The organism is Neolewinella lacunae, from assembly GCF_014349155.1.
GTDB lineage: Bacteria > Bacteroidota > Bacteroidia > Chitinophagales > Saprospiraceae > Neolewinella > Neolewinella lacunae.
This window is the reverse complement of sequence record NZ_JACSIT010000099.1, coordinates 1-14,524: the sequence shown is the minus strand read 5'-3', so window position 1 is coordinate 14,524 and position 14,524 is coordinate 1. Positions and strand designations below refer to the sequence as shown.

The 14,524-nt window shown below is 56.1% G+C and carries 10 protein-coding genes; 6 read left to right on the top strand and 4 right to left on the bottom strand.

Features of this window, described 5'->3' with window-relative positions:
• The first annotated feature begins 247 nt into the window (after positions 1 to 247).
• The 4 genes from H9S92_RS09800 to H9S92_RS09785 all read left to right on the top strand — a co-directional run bounded on the left by H9S92_RS09800 (position 248) and on the right by H9S92_RS09785 (position 5,381).
• The gene (locus tag H9S92_RS09800; RefSeq protein ID WP_187466535.1) at positions 248 to 1,204 is read left to right on the top strand and encodes an acetyl-CoA carboxylase carboxyltransferase subunit alpha; all 957 of its coding nucleotides are present in this window, start codon (positions 248 to 250) and stop codon (positions 1,202 to 1,204) included.
• A gap of 3 nt (positions 1,205 to 1,207) precedes the next feature.
• The gene (locus tag H9S92_RS09795; RefSeq protein ID WP_187466534.1) at positions 1,208 to 1,762 is read left to right on the top strand and encodes a DUF6913 domain-containing protein; all 555 of its coding nucleotides are present in this window, start codon (positions 1,208 to 1,210) and stop codon (positions 1,760 to 1,762) included.
• Positions 1,743 to 2,648, top strand: a complete 906-nt coding sequence (gene dapA, locus H9S92_RS09790) for a 4-hydroxy-tetrahydrodipicolinate synthase (RefSeq protein ID WP_187466533.1) — start codon at positions 1,743 to 1,745, stop codon at positions 2,646 to 2,648. Before H9S92_RS09795 ends, dapA begins: the two co-directional genes overlap by 20 nt.
• Before the next feature lie 204 nt (positions 2,649 to 2,852).
• On the top strand, positions 2,853 to 5,381 hold the full coding sequence (locus tag H9S92_RS09785; RefSeq protein WP_187466532.1) for an AsmA-like C-terminal region-containing protein: 2,529 nt from the start codon (positions 2,853 to 2,855) through the stop codon (positions 5,379 to 5,381).
• 198 nt (positions 5,382 to 5,579) lie between these two features.
• Here the strand turns inward: H9S92_RS09785 and H9S92_RS09780 are convergent, their stop codons facing one another.
• A complete protein-coding gene (locus H9S92_RS09780) occupies positions 5,580 to 6,299 on the bottom strand; it encodes a glucosaminidase domain-containing protein (protein WP_187466531.1) in 720 nt (239 codons plus the stop codon).
• A 147-nt stretch (positions 6,300 to 6,446) separates the two neighbouring features.
• Positions 6,447 to 7,229, bottom strand: a complete 783-nt coding sequence (locus H9S92_RS09775; protein WP_187466530.1) for a hypothetical protein — start codon at positions 7,227 to 7,229, stop codon at positions 6,447 to 6,449.
• Between the two features lie 235 nt (positions 7,230 to 7,464).
• Between H9S92_RS09775 and H9S92_RS09770 the strand changes: the two genes are divergently transcribed.
• Positions 7,465 to 8,118, top strand: a complete 654-nt coding sequence (locus tag H9S92_RS09770) for an outer membrane beta-barrel protein (RefSeq protein ID WP_187466529.1) — start codon at positions 7,465 to 7,467, stop codon at positions 8,116 to 8,118.
• A 466-nt stretch (positions 8,119 to 8,584) separates the two neighbouring features.
• Positions 8,585 to 9,883: a serine hydrolase domain-containing protein gene (locus tag H9S92_RS09765; protein WP_187466528.1), complete on the top strand. Its 1,299-nt coding sequence runs from the start codon at positions 8,585 to 8,587 to the stop codon at positions 9,881 to 9,883.
• A gap of 484 nt (positions 9,884 to 10,367) precedes the next feature.
• Here H9S92_RS09765 and H9S92_RS09760 read toward each other — a convergent pair whose 3' ends face one another.
• Together H9S92_RS09760 and H9S92_RS09755 are read right to left on the bottom strand one after the other, a co-directional pair.
• Complete coding sequence (locus H9S92_RS09760) at positions 10,368 to 11,504, bottom strand: 6-bladed beta-propeller (protein ID WP_187466527.1); 1,137 nt, start codon at positions 11,502 to 11,504, stop codon at positions 10,368 to 10,370.
• 1,291 nt (positions 11,505 to 12,795) lie between these two features.
• Positions 12,796 to 14,436 (bottom strand): IS1182 family transposase, encoded by a 1,641-nt coding sequence (locus H9S92_RS09755; protein ID WP_187464761.1) that lies wholly within the window; start codon positions 14,434 to 14,436, stop codon positions 12,796 to 12,798.
• Positions 14,437 to 14,524 lie beyond the last annotated feature (88 nt).

Genomic DNA, 14,524 nt, shown 5'->3' with positions numbered 1-14,524 from the left:
CCGACTGTGCGGCGCGGATCGCGCGCTCGTCGCAAGGCTACGCCTTGCGATAGAGTAATAACTAACCCAGACACACTTAATTGAACTATCCCCTACTGAACTACTGAACTACTACCCCTCCCCAGCTCCTCCATCCACCGCCTGGCACCTGCGTTCGCGCCCTATACCACAGTAAACGACCGGCAAGACCACCAACTCGCCCCTGATTCCGTACCTTTGCGCCGCGTACCAAAACTAAGTGTGGCCCATGGTATTTCTCGAATTTGAACGTCCGCTGGAAAAACTGTACGAACAGCTTGAAAAAGTCAGGGAGGTGGCGGAGGACGGCGTGGTAGACATGCAGGAGACGATCCAGGAACTGGAAAACCGGATCAAGCAGACCCGCAAAGAAATTTACAGTGACCTCTCCGGCTGGCAGCGGGTGCAGCTTTCGCGCCACCCTGAACGGCCCTACACCCTGTACTACATCGAGCAGATGTGCCGCAAATTTGTGGAACTGCACGGCGACCGTTGCTTCGGAGACGACAAAGCCATCGTGGGCGGCATCGGCAACATGGACGGGCAAACGGTGGTCATCATCGGCCACCAGAAAGGCGTCAACACCAAGATGCGGCAGTACCGCAACTTCGGCATGGCCAACCCCGAGGGCTACCGCAAGGCCCTCCGCCTGATGAAGATGGCCGAGCGTTTTGGCTTCCCCGTCATCACCCTGATCGATACGCCCGGAGCCTTCCCCGGCATTGAAGCCGAAGAACGGGGGCAGGCCGAAGCCATTGCCCGCAACCTCTTCGAAATGGCCCAGCTGCGCGTACCCATCGTGTGCGCCGTCATTGGCGAAGGAGCCAGCGGCGGTGCCATCGGCATCGGCCTGGGCGACCACGTGATGATGCTCGAAAACACCTGGTACTCGGTGATCTCCCCCGAAAGCTGCAGCAGCATCCTCTGGCGCAGCTGGGACTACAAAGAGCAGGCCGCCGATGCCCTGAAGCTGACTGCCGAAGACATGCTCCGCTTCGGCCTCATCGACGAAATCGTCAAAGAACCCCAGGGCGGCGCCCATTCTTCCCCCGAAGAAATGGCCAAAGCTCTGAAACGCCAACTCAAAAAAGCCATCAGCACCCTACAGGCCAAGCCCGTAGACGAAATGATCGAAGAGCGCATTGCCAAGTATGCGGCCATGGGGCCGGTAAGTAACCCGGCCTAAGCCATGTCTTTGCTCACCGACCTAAAACAGCGGCTGTACCGCCGCCGCCGCCAAGCCGCCAGCGTACCCCCCGCCCGGAGCCAACCGGGCCAGGCACCCCTGAACCTGGAAACCGCCAGGGAAATCATCATCCTGTTCCCCGCCGATAGCGCCGACGAGCGCAAGGTGGTGGACAAGTGGAAAGACAACCACCGCGTAGTGCGCGGCAAAATCCGGCTCTACGGGTACTTCAGCACGGACATTGGCGGGTCGGACTTCGGCTGCGAAGCCATCACGGTCAAAGACCTCAACTGGTACGGCATCCCCGGCGGCGAAGCGGTAAACCATTTCCAGGCCGACGCCTGCGACTTGCTCATCCGCCTCGGGCCACCGGAGCATCCCGTGCTGGATTACCTGGCGGCCACCAAAGCAGCCGGGCTCCGCATCGGGCCATTCCTCCCCGCCGGAGGTACTCCGTATAACCTGCAATTCGATGGGCAGCGGAACACCGCCTTCCAGCAACAGCTGGCGGCCATCGAGCAAATCTTCAGTTTTACCAATGCCACAGCAACTACCTAAATTCAGCGGTACCGGGGTCGCACTCATCACGCCCTTCAAGCCCGACTTCAGCGTCGATTACCCCGCCCTGGGCCGGGTGATTGACTACGTCATTACGGGTGGCGTGGATTACATCGTGAGCCTGGGCACGACCGGCGAAGCCATCACGCTGAGCGGGCAAGAGTGCCGCGAAGTGCTCGATTACACGATTGCGCACGTCAACCGGCGCGTCCCCATCGTGGCGGGTTTTTTCGGGGGCAACTACACCGAGCGGCTGGAGACCTCCATCCGCAACTACAACTTCGACGGCGTGGACGCCATCATGTCCAGCAGCCCCGCCTACAGCAAACCCCCGCAGGAGGGCATCTACCAGCACTACATGCGGGTGGCCGACGCCAGCAGCGTCCCCGTCATCATCTACAACGTACCGGGGCGGACGAGCAGCAACGTGCTGCCGGAAACCCTGCTGCGGCTTTCGGAAGACTCCGAGAACTTCGCAGCGGTGAAAGAAGCCAGCGGCAAACTGGAGCAGGCCGTGGAAATCCTGAAGCACTGCCGCGAAGATTTTGCCGTCCTCTCGGGCGATGACCCCCTGACGCCGGCCATGATTGCCCTGGGCGCCCACGGGGGCATCAGCGTCATTGCCAACGCCCTGCCTTCGCACTTCAGCCGCATGGTGCGCGCCGCCCTCAACGAGGATTTTGTGACCGCCCGGAAACTCAATTTCGACCTCCTCGATATCCACCCCCTGCTCTACGTGGAAGGCAACCCCGTGGGCATCAAAGCCGCCGTCTCCATGCTCGGCCTCTGCCGGAATTACCTGCGCGTGCCCCTGGTGCCACTGACGGAGCCGCGGCGCGAAACGCTGCGTAAGCTGCTTAGCCTGGTGCCCGACTTTGAACTTTAGATGTTTGATGTCAGATGTTAGATGTGTGATGTCGGACGTTGGAAGTATGATGTCAGATGTCAGATGTGTGATGTTGGATGTTTGGTGTGGTGTTCTAGTGAACTATGAACTAGTGAACTATGAACTAGTGAACTATGAACTAGTGAACTATCCCCGAGTGCCCTTGCGGAATAAACACCCCAAAAACCCACCAATAAGCTACCCATGCGCGCACTAAAGATTTTTGGCATTTTCGTCTTGATCCTGTTGGTGATCAGCTTCATTACCGTGACCTTCTTTGGCGGCACCGTGGCCAAGGCGGTGGTGGCCTCGTTGAACCGTAACCTCCAGACGGAGATCAAGGTGGCCAAGTACGACGTCACTTTGCTGCGTTCCTTTCCCAACCTCTCCGTCAACCTGAGCGATGTGGAGGTAGCGGGCTCCGACGGCAGCCAGCTGCTGGTGGCCGAGCGGCTGCGGTGTTTGCTTGATCTGGGCAGCCTCTTTGGGAAAATCCGCATCAAAGAAATTGTGGTGGAAGACGGCCGCTTGCAGCTGCTGGCCGACGTCGACGGCAACGTCAATTACCAACTGATGGGCTACACGCCCGTCGGGGAAGAACCCGAGCCGGCCGGCGAAGCTACCGAGTTTGCCGTCGAAGACGCCCAGTTCAGGGACGTGGAGCTGATCTACCGCGATGCCCAGCTGCAAGTTGATTTTACGGGCCTGGTGGACCAGCTGAGCTTCAGCGGCGACTTTGGCTCCGAGGCCTACCTCATGTCTACCGACGGAAAGATCGACATCCACTACCTCGACCAGGAGGGCGAGCGCTACCTCTCCAACCAGTCCCTGATCATCACCGCCCAAACCAAGGTGGACAACACCAACAGCAAATACACCTTCGCCCCCTTGCGCGTGGAGGCGGGCGACCTGGAACTGGAAGTGGTGGGCGATATGCAGTCCACCAAAGATGGCCTTTCGATGGAGCTGCGGGTGGAGAGCCAGTCGGGCAGCCTTCAGGACGTCATCGCCCTCATCCCCCCCAGCTACGCTGGTGGCCTGGGGGAACTGGAAACCGACGGCGACCTGCTCCTCTCCGCGGCCATCAGCGGGGCCTGGACCCAGCGGGCCTACCCCCGCGTGGACGGGCAACTGACCTTTACCGACGGCCGGGTGGGCAGTCCCCGCACCAACGTGGGGGCCCGCGACCTCAACCTCAAAGCCCGCTTCGCCTACATTACCGGCGACCGCGGCGGCTACCAATCTTTTGCCATTGAAGAACTGACGGGCAACTTCCGCAACGAGCCCTTCGCCATGAGCCTGAGCGTGGAAAACCTCGATGACCCCCGCATCAACTTCACCGCCGACGGCGCCCTGGCCCTCGGGGCCCTGCCCGGTATCCTCGGGGAAAGTCCGCTGACGGCGGGTGACGGCTTCGTTCGCATCCAGCAACTCCGCATCAACGGGCGCTACGAAGACATGCTCCGACCCCGCCGCATGGGCAATGTTGCCGCCTCCGGCAGCCTTACTTTTGACAACGGCGAACTGACGATCAACGAGCGGGAACTGTCTTTCCCCTCCGGCAGCCTCGTGCTGCGGGACAACGAGCTGGAACTGACCAACTTCGCCTTCAAGGGACCCGGTACGGAGATCAACTTCACGGGCCGCGCCACCAACCTCATCCCCGTCCTCTTCGCCGATTCGCTCAATACCAACGACGCGGAGCTCAACTTCGACGCCAGACTGGAGGGTACTTCGGTAGACATCGACGAGTTGCTCACGCTCGCCGGGCCAACGGAAGCCGAAGAGGAACAGGCCGCCGCCACCGGAGCCACCGACAGCCTGCGGGCCAAAACCATGACCCGCCGCACGCAGATTACCGACCTGCTCCGCGGCCGCTTTGACGCCAACGTGGCGGCCTGGAACTACGGCGAAATCAAAGGGGAAAACTTCCGGGGCCAACTCATTTTCACCCCCCGGCAGCTCGACCTCCGTGGCCTCACGCAGGCCATGGACGGTGAACTCAAGATCGACGGCGAAGTGTACTTCCAGGAACTCCAGCGGGTGGAAGGCCGCATCACCGGGCGGGGCATTGACGTGGAGCAATTTTTTGCCCAATCGGAAAACTTCGGCCAGGAAGTGCTCGTCGCCGAAAACCTCAGCGGGGCAATGGATGCCAACATCTACATCGAGGCCTACTTTGATGAGCAAGGGCTTTTTGACTACGAAAAATTGCGGGTGCTGGCAGGCGTTTCCATTGCCGAGGGAGAGTTGAAAAACTTCGCAATGCTCGAAAATTTCGCCTTCGCCCTGAAGGCGGGCGACCTGGAGCGCGTCCGCTTCACCCGCCTGGAGAATTACTTCGAGATTGTGGACCAGACGATTTACATCCCGGCCATGTTCATCCAGTCCAGCGCCCTCAACCTCGAAATCAGCGGCAGCCACACCTTCAACAACTACCTGGATTACTACGTGAAGGTCAACGCCGGCCAGGCCATTGCCAACAAAATCGGGAAGCACGACACCGAACTCGAGATCCTGCCCGCCCGCCGCCGGGGCTTCTTTAACCTCTACTACACCATCAAAGGCCCGCTGGAGGAATACGCCGTAAAAAGCGACAAACGCGGCGTGAAAAACGACTTTGAACGCAGCCAGTACCGCAAAGACCGGGTGCGGCAGGAGTTGGTGGAGCGTTTCGCGGAGCCCATCCAGCTGCTGGAGGCTACTGCGGAGACGGAGGATGAGGCTGGTTGAGTTTAACGCCAGGTGACTCCATGGGCTGAAGACGTGAATAACGAAGACGTGAATAACGAAGACGTCGGGCTGCACCCGACGCAACACAAGCGACCCCTACAGGGTCGGTAGGGGCCAGGCTCCTTTGGGGAGGGGTAACCTCCGTGATACTCCATGCAACTCCCTGGGCTAAAAACTCCATGGGCTAAAAAGGCCTCCTTAATCAAACTGAAAAAGCTGGTACCGGTCGATGGTGCGCAGCAGCTGGGCGGCCAGGTCTTCGGTATCGTTGAAGCCGAGTTCTTCCATGCCGGCGGCCCAGCGGCGGTAGTCGGTTTTGTTGAATTGCGTGAGGGCAGCAAAATTTCCGGAGGTGAGGTAGAGGCTGTGGTCGCGGAAGCTGGTCCAGGCGGACTCGTAGGTGCGGATGCACTTTCCGTTGGCGCGGACGCTGGTGCCGGGCCAGTCTGCTCCGCAAGGCAATGCGAAGAAATTGTTGGCGCTTTGGGCAACGTTGTTGGTGCCCGCCCGGGTGTGCAGCAGGCCATTGGCCAGGGTGATGCTGGCCGGGATGCCGAATTTCTCCTGCTCGGCCTGGGCGACGTTGCTGAAGCGGCGGATGAAGGCCGTCACCTCCGCCTCGTTGAGCCGGTTGAGGTGGTCGTAGAGGGTCGGTTCGTCGCTGCCCGTACGGAAGAGGTTGAAACGGCTGAAGAGGCCTTTTTTCTCAGCCGCAGCCACGTCTTCCGAAAGCTGGAGCTGCGGTCCGGCGGAGGCCTCCGGACTAGGCAAGGACATCTCGGCCGGCGCAGGAGCCCCCAGCCGGATGTTGAAGTTTACCTGTTTGCGGCTGAACAAAACCAGCGCGCAGCCAACAATGAGCAGGCGGAGCCAGTGCCGCCCCGCGAAGGACAGCAGACGAGAAAGTACGTGAGTCATTTTTTGCAACCTTAGGGGAAGCGATTGGCTTCCGAAATCAACGAATGTGTGGCCTTCCCTTTTGAGTGCGGACGCATCGCCACCGGGACAACACGCTGGCAACAAAGGTAAGGTAGCTGGTTGCAATAAAACAACAAAATGTTGTAATTAATTTTTATTGTTTGAAAATGTGGAAAACCTGGCCACCTGCTTTTCGTCCAGGGTGTAGTGGCCGGCGCTGGTGGTCAGGACTTTGCCCTTGTCCGTTCCCGGCACCTGCGGCCGCGCCCCGGTTTCGATCGTCCAAGTCCAGGCATTTTCCGGGCTGCTGCCGGTGAGGAAGGGTGGGTGCCAGCCGAAGTGGGTGGCGGTGGGGAGGCTGGCCCAGCCCTGGAAGCGACCGTAGTTGGTGAAGATGGCCAGGCGCTGGCTGCCGAGGAAGTGCAGCAAAACGGTGGCGCGGTCGGCGTAAATGAAATCGGGCGGATCCTCCACGGCGATTTCCAGGCGCAGGTCGTTGCTCTGGCGGCTGATGTTGCCGCCGTTGTCGAGGAGCTTGAGGCGGTAATCCCAGGCATCGAAGACCCACACCTGGTTGTCGGTGGCCCGCGCCAGTGCGGCGGGTTGCTGAAGGCCATCGACGCTGAAGAGGTCGAGGCGGCTGACTTCCGAGAGGGTGCGGTCTAAGACGATCATCTGCCCGTAATCAGGGTAAAAGAGGAGGATGGCGAAGGGGTTGGAGACGTCGACCACACTGGGCGCCCCCAGGCTGCTGTCGTAAAACGAAAAGCGGTTTTGGCCCAGGGGGTTATCGGTGACGAGCTCGGCGTTCGCCAGCAGGTAGTAGGGTTTGCCGACGGGGTCGATGAAGAAGTCGACCACCTGGGTAGCGGGCTGGGAGCGGGTGGTGGTGCAGGCCAGGAGGAGGAAGAGGAGGGGGAGGAGCCGCATGTTGGGGTGGTTTGGGGAGATCCCCCGGATTCCGGATGCTTGGCATCTTTGGTGAGGATCCCCGGATTCCGGATGCTGCGCATCCTGCATCCGGGGTTATTCAGGTTCGACCCCTCCGGGGTCAGGGGGGCGGGGGAGGCACTTTGGGAGGTTAAAGCCAGCTGGTATGGCAGTGGGTTTCTTTAGGTAACGAATAAAGCCGCAAATTTGTCTTTTCCTCCAAACCCTTGTTCCTATGTTACGATTCTTGTTACCCTTTTTGCTGGCTGGTACGGCGGTGGCGGGGCAGTCTGCCGACAGCACGGCAGTACGCCGGCTGGACGTAGGGCTGAGCTACGCCTACTGGCAGCACGAAGTAGACTTTACGCCCTCGGCCGAAGTGGAAGCCCTGCCCGGCACTACCTATGGCCTTGCCCTGCGCTATTTTGATAATCGCGTAGTGGGTTTCCAGGCGGAGCTCAACTACGTCAACGCCGGCTGGCGGGAAACCCTGGATACGAATTTTACCTCCCTTTACGAGCGCCGGACGGAGTACCTGGAGTTGCTGCTGCTGACGCAGTTGCGCATTGGCCGGGGGGTGGTGCAGCCCATCCTGCAGGCGGGGCCCTATTTTTCGGTGCCGCTGGCGGAAGAAGAAAGCATCCCGGCGGAATACGTGCCGGGAGACGGGGTGCTGCCGGAATACTACGGTTTTGCCTTTCCCTTCCGGCTCAACTACGGCTTGCAGGCCGCGCTGGGCGTGAATGTGGCACTGGGGCCACTCACGCTGCAACTCGAGGGGCGCTACCTGACGGGCTTCAACGACGTCGTAAAAACGGGGACGACGACGGCGGTGATTAGTCGGCGGCGGGGTTTTGGGGGACGGGTTGGGGTGTTGTATCGGTTTTAGGGGGGGCTTTTATATGCGGTTGTGAGACCCCTCCCTCGGTCCGTGCGCTACGCGGCTGGCTACGCCGGTCCCGAAGGAGAGGGATGACCGCTCTGGTCTTTTTTCGTTTCTAGGGGGGCTTGTTTATGCGCTGATCATACCCCTCCCTCGGTCCCTCCCCGAAGGAGAGGGATGACCGCTCTGGTCTTTTTCAGTTTCTAGGAATGTTTGTTTATGCGCTGATGATGTGGCGAGGAGGGCATCTATCGCTAAAATTAACGGAAAGTCGTAGAAGTAATCCTTTTCCAAAAATCAAATCTTTTGGAATCATCGGTCAACCTCTGGGCTCCCCTCCCACATGGGGAGGGGTTGGGGGAGGGGTAAAAGGAAGAAGGGGCCACCCTGCTTTTTTGCCTCTTTCCTAGTTCAAGCGCCCCCCACCACACGAACCATAAAACTTCCCCCCATCTCCATTAGCTTTGCCTTTATGCGCAGTATCCTCCTTTCCTTCTCCCTTATAGTGTTTTCTTGCTCGCTCGGTGCCCAGACGGGGGCCTTGGCGGATTCCATTCGCCTGATCCTGGAGCAGGGCATTGCGGCGCAGGCCTTCCCCGGGGCCCAGGTGCTGGCCTTGCACAAGGGCGAGGTGCTCGTGCACGTCACGGCCGGGCACCACACCTACGCCAAGGAGCGGGCGGTGCAAAAAGACGACGTCTACGACCTCGCCTCCATTACCAAAACCAGCTCCGGCCTGCTCTTCCTGATGCAGCAGTACGAGCGCGGGCAGTTGGATCTGGACGCACCCCTGGGCGAAAAATTTCCCGTCTTTGCCGGCACGGATAAGGCGGGCGTGCCCCTGCGCTCCGCCCTCAGTCACCGCGCGGGCCTGCTGCCCTGGGTGCCCTACTGGCAGGGAACGCTGAAGGGCAACGCGCGCTACCCCTGGCAAAAGCGCTGGGAAAGCACCCGCACCAACGATTACCGCTTCCGCAGCCGGACGCTGCGCCGCGACAGCACCGCGCGCTACCCCATCCGCATCATGGACGACCTCTGGCTCCACACCAGGTTTCGGGAGCGCTACATCCACCGGGCCATCGGCAAATCTCCGCTCAAACCAGCGGGCATGTACGTCTACTCCGGCCTCCTCTTTTACCTCCTGCCGGAATACGTGGAGGCGGCCACCGGGCAGGATTACCGAAGCTACCTGCGGCAAAATTTCTACGATCCGCTCGGTGCCACCACGCTGGGCTACCGGCCGCTGGACCGGGGCATCCCCCTGGAGCGCATCGTGCCGACGGAGGTGGATACCTTCTTCCGCATGGCGACGCTACACGGCGTGGTGCACGATGAGGGTGCGGCCCTGATGAACGGCGTGAGCGGCAACGCAGGCCTCTTTTCCTCCGCCGAAGACCTCGCCAAACTCTACCAGATGCTCATGAACGGCGGGGAATACGGCGGGCGGCGCTATTTTCAGGACAGCACCGTGGCGACCTTCACCCGCCGGCACTACGCGGCCGAAGGCACCCACCGCGGGCTTGGCTTCGATAAGCCGCTCCTGGAATACCACGTGGCGACGAGCACCGTCGCGCAGGCGGCCTCAGCGGCCAGTTTCGGGCACACGGGCTACACCGGCACCCTGGTGTGGGCCGACCCTGAGCACGAGTTGGTGTATATTTTTTTGAGCAACCGCGTTCACCCGAGTCGGAATAGCCGGGCGATTTATACTTTGGGTATCCGGCCGCGGATTCATACGCTGTTGTATGAGGCGATTGGGGTGGGGGAGTGAGTTTTTTGAGCCCATAGAGTGACATGGAGTTTTGCATGGAGTTGCTTGGAGTTTTACCTGGTTCCCGGACCTCTGGTCCGGGTGAAAAACTCTAGTCCTTACACCAACCCGCTGGCCCCATCGACACCTCCGAGGAGCCCCCGCACCGCTCAGCTTTATCTGCAATCAGGGATTAATCAGGGCGGTGCGGGGTACGCCTCGGAGGAGCGCCGGGCCAGCTGAAGAGTTTGCGTAAAATGATTGATTATCCAACATTCTCTTTCCCGAATCCCCCCTCCTAAACGATTTCTCCTCCGAGGCATCTTTTGCCGTCTGAAATGAGAAAAATTCCTCGGAGGAGATAATCTTTGAAGGCAAAAGTTCCTCGGAGGTGTAAATCGTGCCCGAGGGAGGGAAATTCCTTTGGAGGCTAAAGTTTTTCGTAAGCCTAAATCGCCGGGACGGGGAAAAAGCGCTCGGTAACCGTCTGGTTTATGGGGTGTATTTAATTAAAGTTGTAGAAAACTAGTACCGGATTTCCATCTTCCTTGATGCCATTCAGGGCTTCCTTCTGGTTCGCATTTAGGTCAGCGTCTGAAAATTGCTTTATAATGTTTCCCGGAACATTTTGGATCCCGACGTACCTGCCATCGCGAAGGCTGGCTTTACATAAGTAAAAATTGAAGTCGTTGGTGACATCAGTGATCGTCCACAAATTTGATTTTTTACGAAATACCAGTTCCTTGCGCTTGGTTCCTTCGTGGAGGCCGCGCAAAACAATAAAGTCATCATCTTCAAAGTGGAAGGAAAGGGGATAAAAAGCTTTTTTTTCGGCGAGCAAGCCAAACAAATCTCCCGCCGCAGAAATTTCGGAATGCGTCTTTGAAGAGATGTTGAAATCGTTATCTCCAAAGTTATAGGTATGTTTTGTGTGAACCCCATTCGAGTCTATAGTGTAAACTTTACTTAGATACATGTCCAAGAGAAAGGTTTCATTGTCTCTCTGGGAAAAAGGGTGAATGGAATGCCAATCAATTGGTTCGATTGCTTCATTCAATACATTGCTACTGGTGATTTCTTTTCGGCTTCTGGAATAAAAATAAACGAGGTACTCTTTCAAGTTTGAATAAAAGGCGATGTTGTCTTCTGACATCAACGCGAATCCGTATACTGGAGTAAGTTGGTCTTGAGCGTTCAATACGTTACGGTAGCTTCGGTCGCTTTCTCGATAAGAGATTATTTTTCCTCTTGGGTCCAGCAGCTCTATCTCATTGGTGTAATCATTGAAAGCAAAATCTACCAGGAAACTTATTTGATTTGGAGCATCACCCAGGCTAGATATTTTATCTACAAAACTACCATCTATGTTGAAAATGAAAACTTCATTTTGTGCAGGGTCAAGTATGTAAAATTTGTTGTTTCTGATTAGTATTTTACTGCCAGAAGTCATTCCTGACGCGTTGGTCAATTCTAATTGAGTGAAAGTGACGTCCTTAATTAAATTCGGAAGCGTTACCTCTTCGATTTCATTGATGTTGATTTGCGTGAAGTTTTTCATGTCTTCAGAGGGGCTCACGTCTTCTGAGCATGAGTTAAGGTAAAGCAATGCGAGAATATAGAAAGCTATGCGGTGAGGATTCATAGCAAGGTGGTTAAATTTTTTGGGCTTGGTCAATCGTGAAAAATAGAGACTTAGGAACGCTGAAAAAATAACTTAATAGCCAGTTTGTGTTGAAAACCTTGATTTCGATTTTTCTCCCAAATTGAAGCTGGCAAGTCATTTTTACAACGTCCCTAAGTCAAACCTTTGGAGAAATGTCAGTTATAAGTTTTGTGATCCCCCGCTACAGGCTGGGCCACTACAGTGATTGCCAACGGATCCTGTAAAATAGCAGCAAGTGAAACCATTGCCATCGTTCCGGCTTTTCCAACATTTCCCTCCGTTTCTTCCACAGGTAACCTCTGCCACTTGAGCTTCGGAAACTGACGGATATGTCGTAAAACCAATGGCGAGAATTAATACAAAAAACAACTTTTTCATAACAAAAGTTTTTCTGAAACATCCCAGTGAGGTGCCGGGCCACCAGTAAAAAAGATCTGATGGTATCTATTGTCAGAGGCTAAATTAGCAGGGGAGGAATTGTTCTTTCCCGAAAGTTCCCGGAAAGTACCGGAAGTTCCTGAAAATTCCCGAAAGTTCCCGAAAGTTCCCGAAAAGTACCCAAAAGTCTTTTTCCGCTTTCTATAAAAGGGATGGCTAAGCAGGGCAATCGCAATTTCGCTTCGGGAGCACGGAGTCTCACATAGGGGCTCAATGGTTCCTAGCGTTTCTGCCATGGGGATTCTTACCCCAGACCAACCTTGCGATTGCACTGAAGAGCTAAGTACATAAGGGCAGCCTACTACAGAGTTGAAAGCAGTTGAAAGGGTGGTTTTTGCGCTGAATGTAGTCGTACTGGTTCCCGGACCTCCGGTCCGGGTGGGGTACCGGACCGGAGGCCCGGAACCCTCCCAAAACTCCATTTAACTCCATGGGCAAAAAGGGACCTACGGCCCCAAGGGGTCGGGCTAAAGCCGCGACAATACCTGGGGCGGCCAAAACTCCATGCAACTCCATGCTACACTCCATGAAACTCCATGGGCAAAAAGGACCTGCGGTCTTGATTGGTCGGGCTGAAGCCGCGACAATACTTGGGGCGGGCCAAAAACTCCATTAAACTCCATGCTACACTCCATGTAACTCCATGGGCAAAAGGAATAGCGGGGCCGTCTAAAAAGTCAGCCCCAAAGCTGTGGGGTGCGCCACGGTGGCTGTGCTGGTTGCGTTCTGACACATTTAAGAAAAAATATGTGTTCCTTTTTTGGGCCTCCCCACATGCTGGGTGGGCCTTCAGGGAGTTAAAAATGCCGTCTAGACGGATTTTTGGGCCGTTTTAGGTCATTTGGGCCCTTTGTACGACCGGAGTAAGCAGACTACGCCCTTGCTCAATCGATAATTTATGTAATCGACGAAGATTTGTGGCTATCGAAAGGAGGCCCATCTCAATGTTAACCCCCGTAAGTCCCTTTAGTGTAAACCGACGTCTTCCCAGATTGGCCTTCAAGTTGCCAAAGAAGCCCTCGACTTCTGCGTTACGGCGCAGGCACTTTGCTCTACCCTCTTTCGTGCTCAGACGAGCTCGGGCTTGCTGGCGATAGCTTTGACCTTTGTGGCTAATGGTTACCACTCGGTTGCCGTCTTGTTTATGACACATCCCGCGCAAGGGGCAGCCTATGCAATTGACGGCTTTGTACTTACTTGTTTCACGGATATACCCACTTGCTGTTTTCTCCTCTCCCTCTCCACAATACGTCATATGCTGACCCATGGGGCATATCAGCACATTTTGCTCTTCGTTATAGTATAACTGGCTTGGCGCAAATGGCGCTTTAAGTACTCCTTGCTCTTCCTTGTAATAGCCCGGGTATTTGAGGTAGGCTTCTATCTCCTTGCCCTCACAATAGCGATAGGCCTCTTCGTTGCCATACCCCGCATCGGCTGTAATGGCCTTGGGCAAGTTCAATCCGATTTGGCTTAAGATCGATTCGGTGTCTTCAAGATGAGGAATGAGGCAGGCCGCATCAGAAGGCGTCTGGTGCATTGTCCAGTTTACAACAAAGTGGTTTTCCGTTCCCACTTGAGCATTGTAGCCGGGTTTTAGCTCCCCGTTGCCCAAGTGGTCGTCTTTGGGCCTCATGAACGTAGCACCATGATCCGTTTTAGAGTAAGACGACCGATCTCCCAGTAATTCTTGCTGGCGCTCATATTCCTGGAGTTTGGGCAAGGACTTGCTCTCCAGGTTTTTCAGTTTTGTCTTTGCCTTTTTGACCTCTTTGGCTTCCTCCTTGGTGCTGGGGGACTGACTTTCTAAGGCTTTGTTGAGTCGATCAATCGTTTCTTGGACTGCTGCACTGTCGCTGAGTTTGTCCCCTTGATCATCCCCATCGGCAGCTTGCTCATCCTCTTTATCCGCTTTTTCACATAAAGCGTCAATCTGAGAAACGATCATCCCTATCTGGTCTAGCACCGACTTCTTGTAACGCTCAACGTTTGACTTCCAAACGAAGGTGTACCGGCCAGCTACTGACTCCAGTATAGTGCCATCTAAAAAGTAATCATCCAGCTTGACATAGCCTTGTTCATGTAAAGTCAACAAAACGTGGGCAAACACTTCCTTTACCCGGCCACCCATGCGGTGCTTGCGAAAGTTATTGATCGTATTGTGATCGGGAGTGGACATCCCACTTAGCCACATGTAGCACACGTTCTCATAGCAAGCCTTCTCAATCGAACGAGATGAGTACACCCGATCAGAATAGGCATAAACCAACACCTTAAGCAGCATCCGAGGAGAGTACGCGCTACTGCCACCTCCTAAATAGGTGCTTAGGATCGAATCAATGTTCATCCCATCTATAATCTGGCTGATCAGCCGCGCCTTATGATGAGGCGGTACCATGTCGGCAAGATGTGGAGGGAATAGCAAGCCTTGGTTCTGGAGGTCAGGCTTGAAAACTGCTCTTTTTGTGCTCATCGGCTACGGGGATGGGAACAGCCTCAAAATACTACTTTTTCGTATTTTGTACCAGAATGCCCCCCTAGTAGACTTTTTAGACGGCCCC

What these genes read in the sequence shown, in the direction of transcription:
- H9S92_RS09800 (WP_187466535.1), top strand. Translation starts at nt 248, where the DNA reads ATGGTATTTCTCGAATTTGAACGTCCGCTGGAAAAACTGTACGAACAG.
- H9S92_RS09795 (WP_187466534.1), top strand. Translation starts at nt 1,208, where the DNA reads ATGTCTTTGCTCACCGACCTAAAACAGCGGCTGTACCGCCGCCGCCGC.
- dapA (WP_187466533.1), top strand. Translation starts at nt 1,743, where the DNA reads ATGCCACAGCAACTACCTAAATTCAGCGGTACCGGGGTCGCACTCATC.
- H9S92_RS09785 (WP_187466532.1), top strand. Translation starts at nt 2,853, where the DNA reads ATGCGCGCACTAAAGATTTTTGGCATTTTCGTCTTGATCCTGTTGGTG.
- H9S92_RS09780 (WP_187466531.1), bottom strand. Translation starts at nt 6,299, where the DNA reads ATGACTCACGTACTTTCTCGTCTGCTGTCCTTCGCGGGGCGGCACTGG.
- H9S92_RS09775 (WP_187466530.1), bottom strand. Translation starts at nt 7,229, where the DNA reads ATGCGGCTCCTCCCCCTCCTCTTCCTCCTCCTGGCCTGCACCACCACC.
- H9S92_RS09770 (WP_187466529.1), top strand. Translation starts at nt 7,465, where the DNA reads ATGTTACGATTCTTGTTACCCTTTTTGCTGGCTGGTACGGCGGTGGCG.
- H9S92_RS09765 (WP_187466528.1), top strand. Translation starts at nt 8,585, where the DNA reads ATGCGCAGTATCCTCCTTTCCTTCTCCCTTATAGTGTTTTCTTGCTCG.
- H9S92_RS09760 (WP_187466527.1), bottom strand. Translation starts at nt 11,504, where the DNA reads ATGAATCCTCACCGCATAGCTTTCTATATTCTCGCATTGCTTTACCTT.
- H9S92_RS09755 (WP_187464761.1), bottom strand. Translation starts at nt 14,436, where the DNA reads ATGAGCACAAAAAGAGCAGTTTTCAAGCCTGACCTCCAGAACCAAGGC.